This window comes from Pseudidiomarina gelatinasegens (assembly GCF_004025325.1).
GTDB classification, from domain to species: domain Bacteria; phylum Pseudomonadota; class Gammaproteobacteria; order Enterobacterales; family Alteromonadaceae; genus Pseudidiomarina; species Pseudidiomarina gelatinasegens.
In genome coordinates this window covers 228829-243739 of sequence record NZ_RSFE01000005.1, presented here as the reverse complement: position 1 = coordinate 243739, position 14911 = coordinate 228829, and the positions used below count along the sequence as shown (strand labels likewise).

At 48.4% G+C, this 14911-nt stretch carries 11 protein-coding genes; 5 read left to right on the top strand and 6 right to left on the bottom strand.

All coding sequences use genetic code 11. The annotated features are described in order from the left end of the window. Positions 1–462 precede the first annotated feature (462 nt). Positions 463–1011, top strand: a complete 549-nt coding sequence (locus EGC76_RS08675; RefSeq protein ID WP_128352590.1) for a gamma carbonic anhydrase family protein — start codon at positions 463–465, stop codon at positions 1009–1011. Between the two features lie 16 nt (positions 1012–1027). On the opposite strand, the gene EGC76_RS08670 is transcribed toward EGC76_RS08675, so the two are convergent. Genes EGC76_RS08670 through EGC76_RS08660 form a run of 3 tightly spaced genes read right to left on the bottom strand, consistent with a single transcriptional unit; the run spans position 1028 to position 6178 of the window. Next, positions 1028–4135: an error-prone DNA polymerase gene (locus EGC76_RS08670; RefSeq protein WP_128352589.1), complete on the bottom strand. Its 3108-nt coding sequence runs from the start codon at positions 4133–4135 to the stop codon at positions 1028–1030. After that, the gene (locus EGC76_RS08665) at positions 4119–5537 is read right to left on the bottom strand and encodes a Y-family DNA polymerase (protein WP_128352588.1); all 1419 of its coding nucleotides are present in this window, start codon (positions 5535–5537) and stop codon (positions 4119–4121) included. Before EGC76_RS08665 ends, EGC76_RS08670 begins: the two co-directional genes overlap by 17 nt. After that, positions 5534–6178, bottom strand: coding sequence for a hypothetical protein (locus EGC76_RS08660; RefSeq protein ID WP_128352587.1), 645 nt, complete (start codon positions 6176–6178; stop codon positions 5534–5536). The genes EGC76_RS08665 and EGC76_RS08660 overlap by 4 nt, the downstream gene beginning before the upstream one ends. A gap of 121 nt (positions 6179–6299) precedes the next feature. Between EGC76_RS08660 and EGC76_RS08655 the strand changes: the two genes are divergently transcribed. Next, positions 6300–7229: an acyltransferase gene (locus EGC76_RS08655; protein WP_246013938.1), complete on the top strand. Its 930-nt coding sequence runs from the start codon at positions 6300–6302 to the stop codon at positions 7227–7229. Between the two features lie 78 nt (positions 7230–7307). Here EGC76_RS08655 and EGC76_RS08650 read toward each other — a convergent pair whose 3' ends face one another. Genes EGC76_RS08650 through ccoG form a run of 3 tightly spaced genes read right to left on the bottom strand, consistent with a single transcriptional unit; the run spans position 7308 to position 10360 of the window. Beyond that, positions 7308–7904 carry a thiol:disulfide interchange protein DsbA/DsbL gene (locus EGC76_RS08650; RefSeq protein WP_128352586.1) on the bottom strand — a complete coding sequence of 199 codons (597 nt, stop codon included), beginning with the start codon at positions 7902–7904 and terminating at the stop codon, positions 7308–7310. A gap of 43 nt (positions 7905–7947) precedes the next feature. Next, entirely contained in the window at positions 7948–8952 is a 1005-nt protein-coding gene (locus EGC76_RS08645; protein ID WP_128352585.1) for a serine/threonine protein kinase, read from the bottom strand. Then, positions 8945–10360: a cytochrome c oxidase accessory protein CcoG gene (ccoG, locus tag EGC76_RS08640; RefSeq protein ID WP_128352600.1), complete on the bottom strand. Its 1416-nt coding sequence runs from the start codon at positions 10358–10360 to the stop codon at positions 8945–8947. The genes EGC76_RS08645 and ccoG overlap by 8 nt, the downstream gene beginning before the upstream one ends. 194 nt (positions 10361–10554) lie before the next feature. On the opposite strand from ccoG, the gene EGC76_RS08635 reads away from it, so the two are divergent. From EGC76_RS08635 to EGC76_RS08625, 3 genes are all read left to right on the top strand, one after another. After that, entirely contained in the window at positions 10555–13035 is a 2481-nt protein-coding gene (locus EGC76_RS08635; protein ID WP_128352584.1) for a S8 family peptidase, read from the top strand. Positions 13036–13169: 134 nt separating this feature from the next. Then, entirely contained in the window at positions 13170–14015 is an 846-nt protein-coding gene (locus EGC76_RS08630) for a DUF6689 family protein (RefSeq protein ID WP_128352583.1), read from the top strand. A gap of 10 nt (positions 14016–14025) precedes the next feature. After that, complete coding sequence (locus EGC76_RS08625; RefSeq protein WP_128352582.1) at positions 14026–14862, top strand: FHA domain-containing protein; 837 nt, start codon at positions 14026–14028, stop codon at positions 14860–14862. The last annotated feature ends 49 nt before the right edge of the window (positions 14863–14911 follow it).

The following is a 14911-nucleotide window of genomic DNA, read 5'->3' as shown; positions in this document are numbered from 1 at the left end:
AGCACTTTTCCAATCAGTCAGGTGTACTTTCCCTCGCTAGAGGTTCCGTACCTTTCAAGTATTACTTGCCTGAATCCGGTAAGTGCCCACACAGTTTGCTTGGCTTGGTATATTGTTAAAGAGCGTTCGCTTCGTTGAGCGAGGCTGCGCATTCTACAGCCTTGGCGTTTTGTGTCAAGCCTTTCGGCTAAAATTTTTAAGACTCAAAACGTCTGCTTTTGGCGGCTTCGTTGCCTGCCTCAAGCGTGGGGCGCATTTTAGAGATTTAACTCGCCGCGTCAAGCGCCTTTTTGACATTTTTAGGTGTTTTTTTGCTGACTGCTGGTTTTGTGAACGAAGCGCTGTAAAAAGCTACGCCTTTTGTCTGATTCGCCAGCAATGGGGCTTTCTGCTAGTCTTTAAGGTATTCAATGAACAGATCAAAAAGCTAACATTTTATAGAGATTCTAGAGGTAAATGGCCATGAGTGGAGATATTCGTAGTTATCGTGGTATTGAGCCACAACTGGGTGAACATGTTTATATTGACGATAGCGCTGTTATTGTTGGCGATGTTCGTATTGGCGAGCACAGCAGTATCTGGCCATTGGTTGCAGCGCGTGGTGACGTTAACTTCATTCAGATTGGTGCGCGTACCAATGTTCAAGACAATTGCGTGCTGCATGTCAGCCGTATTAGCGAAGGCAACCCGGCAGGGCATCCGCTTATTATCGGCGACGACGTGACCGTTGGCCACCATGTGATGTTGCATGGATGCGAGATTGGTAGCCGGGTATTAATTGGCATGTCCGCTGTGATTATGGATGGTGCCGTGGTTGAGGATGATGTGATCATTGGTGCTGGCAGTTTAGTGCCGCCCGGCAAAACGCTCCGCAGTGGCTACTTATATGTAGGCAGCCCAATCAAAGAGGCAAGAAAGCTCTCGCAAGCCGAATTGAATTTTCTACCGCAGTCGGCAGAAAACTATGTAACCTTGAAAGAAGATTATCGGCTGCACGTAACGCCAGTTTGAATTGCGCTTTGGGGTATTAATGAAAATCACGCGAACGGTTAGCTTCCATACCTAGGTGCGCTAGCTGTTCGGTGCCATCCTCAAGCTGCCCAGCAATAACATGAATAACGTCACCATGAATTTCAACCACACCTTTTACCTTTAGCAGCTGCGCAGTTAAATAAGTATGCCGGAATGCACGTGCGGTATGCTGCCAAATCACTATATTGATTAAACCGCTTTCGTCTTCAAGTGTCACAAAGGTTACGCCAGAAGCTGTGCCCGGTCGCTGCCGGCAAGTGACAAGCCCGGCCACGCGGATAATCTGCTTATGTCGGCATTGGGCTAATTCGCTGGCTAACTTATACCCTTTAAGCTCACTACGTTCACGCAATAAAGCCAATGGATGACGCCGCAAAGATACGCCCGTGGTTCGATAATCCACGGCAATATCTTGAAACTCGTCGGGCGCTTGCATTGGCGCTATCAACTCATTCGATTCGCAAGCTGCGAACAAGGGCAGTTGCTCGGCTTGCAAGGCTAAGCTTTGCCATTGGCTTTGATAACGATGGCCAGCTAGCTCTCCGAGTACATCTGCCGCGGCAAGTTTGTGCAGTTCGGTGCCGCTGATACCCAACTCTCTTAGCTCGGATAACCCTTGAAAGCCTTGTGCAGGTCGCTTGCACAGTAGCTGTTCCATGCGCGTTTGGTTTAAGCCTTTTATTAGCCGTAACCCCAGACGCAACTGCACCCCACGGTGGCCAGCCTCAAGTTGATGATGCCAGTCACTGCGCTGTATATCCGCTGGCAGTATCGTAACGTGATGGCGACGGGCATCTTGTATCAGCTGATTGGCTGAATAAAAGCCCATGGGTAAACTATTGAGCAGGGCGCAATAGAAAGCTTCGGGATAATAGTGCTTAAACCAAGCGGACGCATAGGCTAAGTTTGCAAAACTCGCCGAATGCGACTCGGGGAAGCCGTACTCCCCAAAACCACATATTTGTTGAAAGATACGCTGCGCAAACTCATCGCTATACCCTCGTTCACGCATGCCTTGAATAAGCTTATCCTCAAACTGGCGCAGTTCACCTGAGCTCTTCCAGTTGGCCATAGCACGCCGAAGCTGATCAGCTTCGCCCCCACTGAAACCAGCAGCCACCATTGCCAGCTTAATCACTTGCTCTTGGAAAATCGGCACCCCTAAAGTGCGTTCAAGTACTTGCCGTACCGCCTCACTGGGAAATGTAATAGGTTCTATACCAGCGCGGCGACGCAAATAAGGGTGCACCATGTCGCCTTGAATAGGCCCGGGCCGAACAATTGCAATTTGCACCACCAGATCATAAAAGGTGCAAGGCCGTAGCCGCGGCAACATGTTCATCTGTGCGCGTGACTCAATTTGAAACACCCCAATGGAGTCAGCGCGTTGCAACATTTGATACACTGCGGGGTCTTCTTGAGGAATATCTGCTAAGCCTATTGCGCGCTGATGGTGCTGCTGCACCAAGTTCATCATTTTGCGTAATGCAGTCAGCATACCCAGCGCTAGCACATCAACTTTTATCAAGCGTAAGGTTTCTAAATCGTCTTTGTCCCATTGAATAACCGTACGCTGCGGCATGCTGGCATTTTCTACCGGCACCAGTTCGGAAAGTTGCGTGGCCGCTATCACAAAGCCACCCACATGCTGCGATAAATGACGGGGAAAACCTAAAATAGCCTCGGTTAACTTAATTAGGCAGCGCCCACGGTGGGTTTCTCCCAGCCCAGGCACTTTCGCGAGCAATTGTTGTTGCCAACCTTGCTCGGTATCGCGCCGGTCGATTTGCCGTACATAGTGCCGCAACTCCTGCTCGTGATAGCCAAGCGCTTTACCCACATCACGTAAGCCGCTGCGTAAACGATAACGAATAACCGTAGCCGCCAATGCAGCTCGATGACGACCGTACTTGCGATATATATATTGAATCACTTCTTCACGGCGCTCGTGTTCAAAGTCGACATCAATATCTGGTGGTTCATCGCGTTCCGCGGAAATAAAGCGCTCAAATAGCACATCAACTTGATCAGGGTTCACCGCGGTGATTTGCAAACAGTAGCAAACCACCGAATTGGCTGCTGAACCTCGGCCTTGATATAAGATGCCGCGCTGCTGGGCAAACTGCACCAAATCATGAATGGTTAAAAAGAAATATTCGTAATGCAGTTGCGCGATGAGTTGCAGTTCTTTTTCAAGTTTGGCTTTCACATCATCACGCAAGCCGCTTGGAAAACGAAGACGAGCCCCAGCATAGGTTAACTCGCGCAGATAAGCTGTAGCCGTTTGGCCTTCAGGAACCAGTTCTGCTGGATAGTCATAACGTAATTCACTTAAACAAAAGCAGCATTGCTGAGCAATCACAGCGCTTTGTGCAAGCCAGCTGTGGGGATAGCACTGCATAAGTTGTGAAGCAGGGCGCAGGCAATAATCTTGGTTGGGTTTGAGTTGAGCGACTTGGGTGCTAAGCGGCTGCCGCTGGCGAATAGCCACCAAAATGTCATGCAACGGCTGCCGTTGCGGCGCGTGATAGCACACCTCACAAACCGCGGCCACGGGCACTTGGTAGGTGGCACTAAGTTGTTGGTAACGCATGTAATTGTTGGCGTCGTTGGCGCCATAATGACGGCTATAAGCAAACCACAAACGTTGCGGAAACGCTTCCTGCAAGCGAGCGATAGTTGCCGTAAGCTCGGTGTTTGCTGGCCGCCAGAGCAATAAGCAGTCATCAAGGGTTCCGATAAAGTCATCAAGGCTCACCTGATAATGACCTTTCTTGCACCGATTGCGCGCTATGGTTATCAACTGACATAACTGGGCATAACCGGTTCGGTTGCGCGCTAAGACAATGAAGGTACCCAGCGTATCGAGTTTAAATTCACTGCCGATGATTAACCGCAGTGGTTTATCTCGCGCCGCCACATAAGCACGTACAACACCGGCAACCGAGCATTCATCGGTTACTGCTAAAGCCTGATACCCCAGTGTGCAGGCTTGCTCAACCAATTCATGTGGGTGGGAACCGCCGCGCAAAAAACTGAAGTTGGTCAGACAGTGCAGGGCTACGGGGTGTGGATCTTGTGTGGGGTTAGCTGAACCAGCCATGCAAAAACCAACCTTTGTCACTGTGATAGATCCAGCCTTGTCGCTGTTGTGCGTCAAGCGCCACATAATAATCTCTTTGAATGGGGGCGGCGTCCCACCAGCCACTGACTATTCGCTCTGGCCCCCATTGCAACTGCCATTGATGTCGATGAATCGGCTCTACCTGAGGTAGTAACCAGCACGGCCGTTGCACTGCGTTGGCGTTGGCTACTTCCGTTTGTTGCCATGCTTGTATAGCGCCGTGACGTTCCGGACGCCAGTCATCTTGTAGTTGCGTACTTTGTACCTTGCTTTCGCCCAAGCGAGCCTGCAGCCGACTCACCAGCTCATTCAATGAGTCGGCATGTTCATTCACCTCGGCAAACATTTGACTGCGCTTCGCTTGCCGAGACTCTGGGCGTTGCACCCGCACACTTAATTCAAGCACGGGCGCATGCAACTGCTGCCGCTCTAAATGCAGCTGGCTCAGACTCAGTAAATCGGCCTGCTGCCAGACAGCATGCGCAAATTGAATAGCCACTTGTGTTGGCGGCCCGTGCCGGTGATGCGCACGAATCAGTAACGCGCGCGTGCTCCATTGATGACTCTGCAGAAAGCTTTCAACTTGCTGCAGTAAGCGTTTTAGGGGGAATAATAACTGCGGCCAAGTTGCTACCTCAGCAGCAAGTTCAACCCGTTCGTCAAAGCGAGCAGGGGGATGGTAGAAATCCTGCGGTGGGGCGAGCTCTCCCGCTAACTCCGCTAGGTAAAGCGTGATAGCTCGCCCAAATCGTACGCCTAATTCAGCGCGCGGCCGCTGCATCACACTGCCAAGCGTAAGTAACCCAACATCACGTAGTCGTGCAATCTGCTGTCCCGGCAAGCCACTTTGCTCAATAGGGAGTTGCGCCACGGCTGCTTTTGCTACGCCGACTTCTGACGTTAATAATGCGTATTGGGATTGCGCCAAAAGCTTCGCTGCCAATGGACTGTAACCACTGCTAATACAATAACGCAGCGGCCATTGTTCTAACCGCGCCTGAATACGAGCTAATACACCGTGAAAACCTTGATGTAAACGCAGTAAACTACGAATTTCACACAGCATGCCTTGCGGTGGATGTAACACAATATGCGCAATGTCCTGATAAAGCACCTGAGCTAATTGCGTAAGCATGGCGCTTTCGCGCAATCGATCATGTTCATTCAGTGACAACTCCGGCACCAAGGTACTGGCAAGCACATCGGCCATACCCACTTCAACGCCTTGTTGAAGGGCCGCTTGATTGGCCTGCACCAGAGTTCGTCGTGCCGCAACCGTATGAACAAGTGCATGTGGCTTCACGGCAGCCTCCGGTGGCTGCAGCGCCAGCTGATAATCCAGCAATAAATGAGGGAAGTGCAGGTACAACCAGGCATTCATAACGCACGACGACGCCTTGGCAGGTGCTTATCAACCGCACATGGAAAAGCTGGCAGTGGCCAACCAAAACGCCGCTTTAACACGCTAATGTATAAGTTATCTGTGCGTTGTAACTGCAACCGAGTTACATAGGCACGGGCTTCTTCTTCGCGTTGCTGTGGCGTAATAACGAATGCCAGTTTCCGCTCTGCTTCAGCCACCTGCTGCAGGCGGCGCACCTGAATAGCGCTCAACGTATTACTCCAAATCAGCACCACGCTAATGGAGCGGCTTTGCAATGCCTGCTCCGCAGCCCACAAAGCCAGTTTGTTATTGGACTCATTTACAATAACTTGTTGGTTGAGTATCACCTGTTGATAGTGCAAGCCAGGAGCATAAGGCTGGGCGGGTGGATTCACCCAAAGCGCAGTTGTTTCTGGTTGTGCAAGCAATGGGAGCAGCACCGCTAACTCACCAATAAAAGGCTGTTGTACCTGCAGCTCATTCACACTGCCTTGCAGCCAACCACCGCCTAAGCGCTGATCAAGATCATGCCAGCCAGTGCTGATAAATTGGTTTTCGGCCTTATTTAACGGCGCGTTTTGGCCTTGCCAAACCCAGCCTTTTTGCAGCAACGCTTCTACTTGTGCAGGATACCCCATAAACAACCTCTACCGGTACAAATAACACCCGAAATACTGTACGTATATACAGTATACTCTAGAGCCTTTTACTGAAACTGGCAAGTCTTTTGCAAATGCGTATTATAGGCTCATCACTGCTATGATTAGCGCTAACATTGGCCCGAACATGCTGACGACTTTACTTATTCCTTTTCGCGTTATTATTAATTTTAGTTTTGCTCTGGTTTCGACAGGAATTATTGGCTTGCTGATTATTTTGGTGGGCTTACCCAAATTGCTGCTGCCCATTCCCGCTGTGCAACGCCTCATTTCAACCTGGGCAAATGGTATTTTTCGGTTGTGGGGTTACGCCATGTCGGCCATGTTCCGACTCACTCAGCCGATGCGCTGGCATATTGAAGGCGACAGTCAGTTGCACCGCGACAGTTGGTACATGATTATTGCCAACCACCGTAGCTGGGTTGATATTTTGGTGTTGATGCACTTGGCCTGCCGCAACATGCCAATGCCACGTTTTTTCTTAAAGCATCAGTTAATTTGGGCGCCTATCATTGGTTTGGGGTGCTGGACTCTCGACATGCCGTTCATGAAGCGTTATTCACGCGACCAGATTGCCCGCAACCCTAAGTTGCAAGGCCGAGACATTGAAACCACACGCAAAAAGTGTCAAAAATTTCAGCACATACCAACCACGGTCATAAATTTTTGCGAAGGCACACGCTTTACGCCTGAAAAACACGCGAAGCGCAATAGTCCTTTTCAACACCTTTTACCGCCGAAAGCTGGCGGTACTGCGTTTGCACTACAAATGATGGGCGATCAGTTTGACGCTATTTTGGATATCACCATTGTGTACCCGGCCGCAAAACGTCCTGCAGTATGGCAATTGCTGAGCGGTCAGCTACGTGACGTGTATGTCAATGTGGAAACCTTGCCTGTCGCTGATGACTTAATTGGTGACTACTTTGCTGATGCTGAATTTAAAGCACATTTTCACGATTGGCTGAATCAGCGCTGGGTGCGCAAAGACAAGATTATTAGCAGGGTAAAAAGCGAGATAAGCAGGTAGTTCGTGTATGAAGAGCGTTATTAGCTTGTTGTGCTGCTATTAGCAAGCTGATAGCTAATAACGCTCTTACTTCTGTTCTTACATTTCCATCAGATAACCGGCTGCTTTCACAAAATCAGCCATAAAGTCTTCACTGTCGCGGAAGCCTTCAGTTTTCAAACGGTACTTGCCATTGACGATGAAAGTTGGCGTCGCATTAATATTGTACGCACGCATGTCACGGTCCATATCGTTTAATTGCTTCTCAACCAACGGATGTTTCATCGCTTTTTCAAACTTGTCAGCGCTGACACCGTTTACATGGAAGATGGCTTTTAAGTCTTCTTCTGTGTTGATTTGCTGCTTTTGCGCATGAATCCGCTCATAAAAAGCTTGGCTGATTGGCTCTTCTTTTTTGAACAATTTAGCGGCTGCAAAGCCTCGCGCCATCAACTCTAAGGTTGGGTGCGACACAATATGCGACTTCTCAAACGCTTTCGGATACGCGTTTTTCATTGCGGCTGCAATCGGTTCAAAACGGTAACAATGAATGCAGTAGAAAGAGAAAAATTCTTTGATCTCAGGCTTTGCAGTGCCTTCTTCAGCAATCACTTCGTAATGCACACCTTCTTTGAATTCTTGCGCCGTTACCGGCAACATCATCAAAGCAACGAGAACGAACAACAACTTCTTCATGGGCAAAAAGTCCTACAGTTGGTTTTTTTATAAATTAAACGAATTAGTAATTGGGTTGCAACTGAATTGGTGGTTCTTGCAACACCGCAAATTGTTCTTTGAGCGTTAACACTTGCTGTTCCCAGTAGCGCTGTTCGGCAAACCATGGAAACGCTTGTTGAAAAGCCGAGTCATTCCAACGCCGTGCTAACCATGCCATATAGTGTATGATTCTGAAACTGCGCAAGGGTTCAATTAATAGCGTTTCTTTACTATCGAAGTCGCAAAACTCTTGGTAGCCTTCTAACAGAACATCGAGCTGGAGCATTCGCTCAGCTCTATCGTCACCCGCAAGCATCATCCATAAGTCTTGAATGGCAGGGCCTGTTCGCGCGTCATCAAAATCGACAAACATCAGTTGATCATCACGCAGCAACATATTGCCCAAATGACAGTCACCATGCAAACGTTGCTGCGTAAAGGCACCAAGATCGGTGTGTTTCAATTGCTCGGCCAGCGGCTCGGCTATCGCCCAAAAGGCTTCTTGCAAGTTATCCGGAAGCAGTGGTGATTCGCGCAGCGTAGCCATCGCATCGGCAACAAATTCCTGATAAGACAAGTTAGGCCGACTCGAAAACGGCCGTTGCTTCGCAACCGCGTGCAAACGCCCGATTTGGCGGCCAATGCGTTCCAGCTGGTCCAAATCACCCGGCTCGACCGCGCGCCCGCCAACACTTGGAAAAACCGCAAAGCGATAATCCTGATAGTTATGTAGCGTTGAACCGCCTAATTGCAGTGGCGCAACCGCCGGCACCTCTTCGTCGAGCAATTCTTGCGTGAATTGATGCTCTTCGAGTATTTGCGCGTCACTCCAACGGGCAGGGCGATAAAACTTGGCCACATAGCGCTGGTTATCATCCGCGATAAATTGATAAACCCGGTTTTCGTAGCTATTTAAAGCAAGCAACCCTGATTGCGGGTTCACGCCAACATCCGCAAGCGCATCCGCGATGCGCTCAGGATTTAAATTTTGGAAGCTAAAATCGTCGCTGATAGATTGCTCACTCATACAAGAATCGACTGACATGCTTCTCGCTGATAGCACCGTCGGTGGAAGTAACCACAAAGGTAACATCCTGCACGCGCTCCGTCACTTCGTCTGGATGAACGGCGAGTGTAACCGGTACAGTCGCAACTTCACCGGCGCCGACAGTAATTGTCACGTCACCCATCAACGTGCTGCGGGTAAAGCCTTCTGAAGTCACCACAAAGCTTTGCGGCTGTTGCGATTTATTCAGTATCTTCAAGGTGAACACGTTCTGCACCCAGCCTTCCATATTAATGCTGTACAGCTGGTTACGGTCACGCAGCACATCAACTTGCAGGGGTACGCGGGTTGAAATGTCCCAAATAAGCAAGGCCGTCATAACCACCATCACCACAAAATAGCCAATACTTTTGAAGCGCAATTTGTGCGTCCGTCCGCCCTGTAAATTACGTTCCGTGGTAAACCGAATCAGTCCGCGTGGGTAATTCATTTTATCCATGATTTCATTACAGGCATCCACACACGCGCCGCAGTTAATGCACTCGTACTGTAAGCCGTTACGAATATCAATGCCGGTTGGACAAACCTGCACACACATGTAGCAGTCGATGCAGTCACCCAACCCGAGCTCTTTTGGATCTTTCTTACGCGGGCGACCGCCGCGAGGCTCGCCACGGTTCATGTCGTAAGACACGGTAACGGTATCTTTATCAAACATTGCCGACTGGAATCGTGCATACGGACACATGTGGGTACACATGATTTCGCGCATCCAACCGGCGTTTCCGTAGGTACAAAAAGCAAAGAATATGACGGTTCCGGTTAGCCAAAAACCTGAATCCAAAGTCCAAAATTGCGTAAACAATTCGCGAACATCGGTGAAGTAGCCAACAAATATCATGGCCGTTAACAATGACACGATAATCCAGGAGGTGTGCTTGGCGGCTTTGCGCCAAAACTTGTCAAAGTCCCACGGGCGCTTGTCCAACGTCATACGCTGATTGCGGGTGCCCTCAAATTTTTTCTCAAACCACATAAAAATAAAAGTCCACGTGGTTTGCGGACACATAAAGCCGCACCAAACGCGGCCGTAGAGGGTGGTGATAAAGAATAGGGCAAAGGCTGAAACGATAAATATCCAAGCCACAATAGTGAAGTCTTGTGGCCATAGAGTAAGGCCAAAAATACGGAAGCGTTGCTCTGCAATATCTAATAAAACAGCTTGTTCGCCGTTAAACTGCAGCCATGGAATAAGCGCGAAAACGAACAGCAGGATAAACCCAAAGCTACGCCGAAACCACTCGAACGCACCTTTAACATCACGTACGTAAATTCGGTTACGGGGCGAGTAGTCGTTGCTGCGTTTATCAGGATCAGGACGATGAATTTTTACTTTATCGGCCGCTTGCACTTCAACTTTTTGTTCCATAGCCATACTACGCTCTCAGCCACTTTTTAACGATTCATTGATTATACGCTTAATTTGGTCCGAAATTCACTGCGCCTGCGCAACCTTTACCGAATAACACCCCGAAAAAAATTAGGGGATCACCCCTATATATATTCTTGTGACCTCGGAGCATTCTCGAAAGCGTTTAAAACTTCAGCAACGAGGATACAATAATGAAAAAATTCACACTCTCAACCATTGCTGCGCTAACACTTGCAGCAGCTCCGGGCCAAGCCCTAGCAAACGCCGTTATTGGTGAACAATTACAGGCCAAGCTACCAACGTTGTCAGCAACTGAAAGCCTGACCGTCGTAGTCACCTATGACCAACTCGAGCCGGTTACCGAATCACAATTGCAGCAACTTCTGAATTTAGGAATCACAGAAGGTGTGCAGTTTTCTTCGTTACCAATTATCGGCGTTACTGCAACACGTACTCAAATTGAACAACTCAAATCGCTTGCTAATGTTCGTTCGGTTTGGTTAAACCGCCAACTTGAATACTTCAATGCAGATGCACGAAAAATTACCGGCGTAGAGCAATTACAATCTGCCGACTTTGTCGCCCGAAATGGCACCTCCTTTACTGGTGATGGCATCACCATCATGGTCAATGACTCGGGTATTGATGCTTCGCATCAAGACCTTCTATTCGGCGAAAAAGTCATCGAAAACGTGCAGGCAATTACCCATGCTCAGGCAATAAGTTTAGTGGCTCCAACTGACGGTTTTGTTATAGAGGGTCAAGTTAATACCGATTTAAATGTGGGCCATGGAACCCATACTGCCGGCACCATTGCTGGTACTGGCACTATGTCTGACGGTAAATATTTAGGCGCAGCACCAGAGGCTGATTTGATTGGTTACGGCTCAGGTGCCGGTTTATCAATTCTTGATGCTGTAGGCGGTTACGATTACGCCATTAATAATGTTTATGCGTTTAACTCGCCAATTCGCATCATGAGCAACTCATGGGGCTCAAGCGGCAAGTTTAGTCCAGATAGCCCCGTAAGTATTGCCTCTTTTAAAGCCTATAAGCTCGGCATCTTATCCGTATTTGCAGCTGGCAACTCTGGTCCCGGTGAAGACAGCCACAACCCATACGCCCAAATTCCATGGGGAATTTCCGTGGGCGCAGGTGACAAGTTTGGTCAACTCGCTGGTTTCTCGTCACGCGGCTTAAAAAGCGAAACAGGTACGTTTCAAATGCCAGACAACACCACGTGGACATACAACAATGAAATTACCGTTGTTGCCCCGGGTGTTGATATCATCTCAACGCGCGCTAGCACCAATTTAGTCTCTAATGGTGGCGAAGCGGATCTCGATGCAATTGAAACTGAGTATCTTCCGTTCTATACCATGATCTCAGGTACATCGATGGCAACACCGCATGTCGCAGGTATTGTCGCCCTAATGATGGAAGCCAACCCTGATCTTTCGCTATTGGAAATCAAGCGCTTGTTGCAAGAAACCGCTACCAATATGCCTGGCTATGAGAAGTGGGAAGTCGGCGGCGGTTATGCCAATGCTAAATCAGCCGTTTCTGCTGCGTTAAATTTCGACATGGACCACGTTGCTAGCGTAAACAATTTAAATACCTTCAATGCAAATGCCGTGCTAGAAAGCAGCGACAACATTGAAAACTTTGAAGTGCTCTATGCGCCAGCTGGTGAACCTGACACCTTTAGTTTTGAAGTTGGTGACGATGTGGCTTGGGTTAAAGCCAGTGCTGAAACGCTCGCGAATACCACCAAGCTTGTGCTTGTTGCCCCAGACGGTACAGAATATTTTGGCAACTTAACGTTACCCGTTCTTGAAACTGGTATGCGCGTTGCCGCCCCAGGTCAACCCGGCACATGGCAAGTTTATGTTTACGGCTTAACGTCGTTATCTGGCGTTGACCCTGATCCACTTGATTTAACCAATGGCCCCGGTATTCCAGAAGTTATTGCCGGCACCATCTCGTTCGAATTAAGCGGAGGCTACGACGGTGTTGACGATATAGCGGGTCACCCTCAGCAAAATGCGATTGAGTTTGCTGTTTCTGAACGTTTAGTCGACGGCTTTAATAACGGGAAATTCCGTCCTGATGATGCTTTACTGCGTAAAGACTTAGCCCAGTATCTCGTAATGGGAGGCGCTATTCGTCAGTACCGCGACTTATTAAATGAACCGCAGCCTTCGTTGGCAAATGTACCGAGTGACGTCAAAGTTTTTGCAGAATCTGTATCGGTAACTGGCGGGGCACTTAAAGACAATGCACAAGAACAAGCTCCTGTAATGCTTTCAAACAATGGCAATTTTGACCCGCGTGGCAAAGTTAACAAACTTGATCTTGCCTACTCTTTGGTGCAAACGCTTGGTTTAGAAAGCGAAGCTTTGGCCTTCGATCCAAATCAAGATATTGTGGTGGATTACAAAGGTGAAACTATTGTGTTGGCTGACCAAGATGCGATTCCAGCCCATTTGAAAGGCTACGTGCAAGCAGCTCTCCGCTACTCGTTATTGAACGTTCGCTTCTCAATTGAGCAAGGTGCTTTCGCACTCGAACCATCATTACAAGCTCACTTTAACGGTGATACCACCATTACTCGAGCGCACTTTGCACTTACCGCTGGTCGCTTGTACAGCAACTACAATCAAGGCAATTAGTTGGGTTACAAAAATAAAAGGGCTACCTCGTGTAGCCCTTTTATTCTTAGAAAAGCGTGACAAACATCAAATTTCTGGGTAACTTTTAACCGAAAAGATGTAACAGAATGTAACAGAACACTGAGGATTTAATCATGTACGCTAGCAAAACCTTATTAAAAGTTGCCGTCTTGTTGTTAGGTTTTAGCCTATCGAGCTACAGTACTTCTGCGCACGCTGTTGAAGTTCCGCTAACTATAAATGCTCAACAAAACAGCCTTAATGCAAGTGTCGAATTAAGCGCACTGGTTAGCTTCGATATTTCTGTGCAATTTGAAAATGCTGTTGGCCTTACGCCTCAAAATATGACGCTCGAAGCACATTTATTGAATTTGGCCGACCCCGACATTTTACACCGGTTACCGAATAGCTTGCTGACGACTATTCCACAGGCTTTCCCTGTGCTTATCTCGATTAGCCCCGACCCTGCAAAAGGTTTTGCATTCAGCGGCGCCTACACAATTGAGATCTATACCAAGTCATTGCACTACACGGAAGGCACACCATTACGCCTATTTCACTCGCACAATAACGGTACCTTCGCAGATATCACGACAATGACCGGCTCAGGAAGCTATCGGGTTCGCGGTAATGGCGGTCAATTCTCAGACTTTATCGTTTTGGCTGACTTACGTGATACCAACACCATCATTCAGTCTAAACTTGCTCGGCTACAAAACATTGCAAATAACAGCCAATCGCTCTTAGCTGCTGGTGCCTACCAAGTTCTGTCGGATGCCATTGATAATGTGAGCATTGCAATGAACTCAAGTAACAAAGGGCAAGCCTTGTCTGCTCTTGAACATTTAATCCACTTGCTGGAAGCGGACAATGGCACTATTTATCCCGACGTATGGCGCTCAAGCAACGATTTGAACAACGTTCGCGGCAATTTAATCTCCGCCGCTACCACGCTGCGCTTTAGTTTGCGAATTGAGTGATCAAATCGCAATGACCGCTATCTTTGATGTCGTATTCCAACATCGCTTCGCGCAGCGCTTCGAACTGCGCGAGCAAAAAGCGTATGTGGTGGGACGTAGCCCGGAGTGCGACATTCAAATTGATCATCCAACGCTCTCGCGTCGACATGCAGTATTGTTCTGCCGCCAAGATGTGTGGCATTTACGGGATTTGAATAGTACTAATGGCGTGTATATTGATGCGCAGCGTGTTGAAGAAAAACCGCTCCAGCAAACTTCTGTTTGTCGGCTAGGTGATATTGCCTGCATGTTTGTGCCGCATCATAGTCACTCACAAAAAGTAGCGCTCAATCAAGCTAAGTGGTGTGCACAACAACTCTCTCAGATGCACAAGTCGTGGCAGCATTCAGCCTCGTTACAGAAGGTGATTTCGACCGCCCAAAACACCCTAGCGCAAGTTTTAGAAAGCGATAGAACCGCCTTAATCCTTCTAAATAATAGGAATTTTGTGGCTCCCTTTGACGGTTCAACAACACTCGTTCGGCAAGCGATTGAAAGCGGTCAATCTTGCGTTGTTCATAATGCTTTGACGCATCAGCAGTTACAGCACCGTGACAGTGTTAAGCGACAGCAAATTAAAGCCGCCCTCGCGGTTCCCATCGCTTTAGGAAATCAAATTATTGCTGTGCTATACGCTGACAGCCTGAAACATGCGCACTATTTTAATGAGCATCAACTATTTATATTGCAGCGTTTCACCCAACTTATCGCCATGCAATTGACGCTATGCCAGCTTAATGACTACTTGCAACTGGCCCAGCAAAAAATGACGACTGCTAAGGAACGCACCAATAACATTCGACCCTAGGGAAATCTGTGATAACTTAATCTCTAAGCTTCTGTAACGAGATACTTCT

Excerpts from the sequence above, each read along its gene's own strand:
- EGC76_RS08675 (WP_128352590.1), top strand. The coding sequence starts at position 463 with ATGAGTGGAGATATTCGTAGTTATCGTGGTATTGAGCCACAACTGGGT.
- EGC76_RS08670 (WP_128352589.1), bottom strand. The coding sequence starts at position 4,135 with ATGGCTGGTTCAGCTAACCCCACACAAGATCCACACCCCGTAGCCCTG.
- EGC76_RS08665 (WP_128352588.1), bottom strand. The coding sequence starts at position 5,537 with ATGAATGCCTGGTTGTACCTGCACTTCCCTCATTTATTGCTGGATTAT.
- EGC76_RS08660 (WP_128352587.1), bottom strand. The coding sequence starts at position 6,178 with ATGGGGTATCCTGCACAAGTAGAAGCGTTGCTGCAAAAAGGCTGGGTT.
- EGC76_RS08655 (WP_246013938.1), top strand. The coding sequence starts at position 6,300 with ATGATTAGCGCTAACATTGGCCCGAACATGCTGACGACTTTACTTATT.
- EGC76_RS08650 (WP_128352586.1), bottom strand. The coding sequence starts at position 7,904 with ATGAAGAAGTTGTTGTTCGTTCTCGTTGCTTTGATGATGTTGCCGGTA.
- EGC76_RS08645 (WP_128352585.1), bottom strand. The coding sequence starts at position 8,952 with ATGAGTGAGCAATCTATCAGCGACGATTTTAGCTTCCAAAATTTAAAT.
- ccoG (WP_128352600.1), bottom strand. The coding sequence starts at position 10,360 with ATGGAACAAAAAGTTGAAGTGCAAGCGGCCGATAAAGTAAAAATTCAT.
- EGC76_RS08635 (WP_128352584.1), top strand. The coding sequence starts at position 10,555 with ATGAAAAAATTCACACTCTCAACCATTGCTGCGCTAACACTTGCAGCA.
- EGC76_RS08630 (WP_128352583.1), top strand. The coding sequence starts at position 13,170 with ATGTACGCTAGCAAAACCTTATTAAAAGTTGCCGTCTTGTTGTTAGGT.
- EGC76_RS08625 (WP_128352582.1), top strand. The coding sequence starts at position 14,026 with ATGACCGCTATCTTTGATGTCGTATTCCAACATCGCTTCGCGCAGCGC.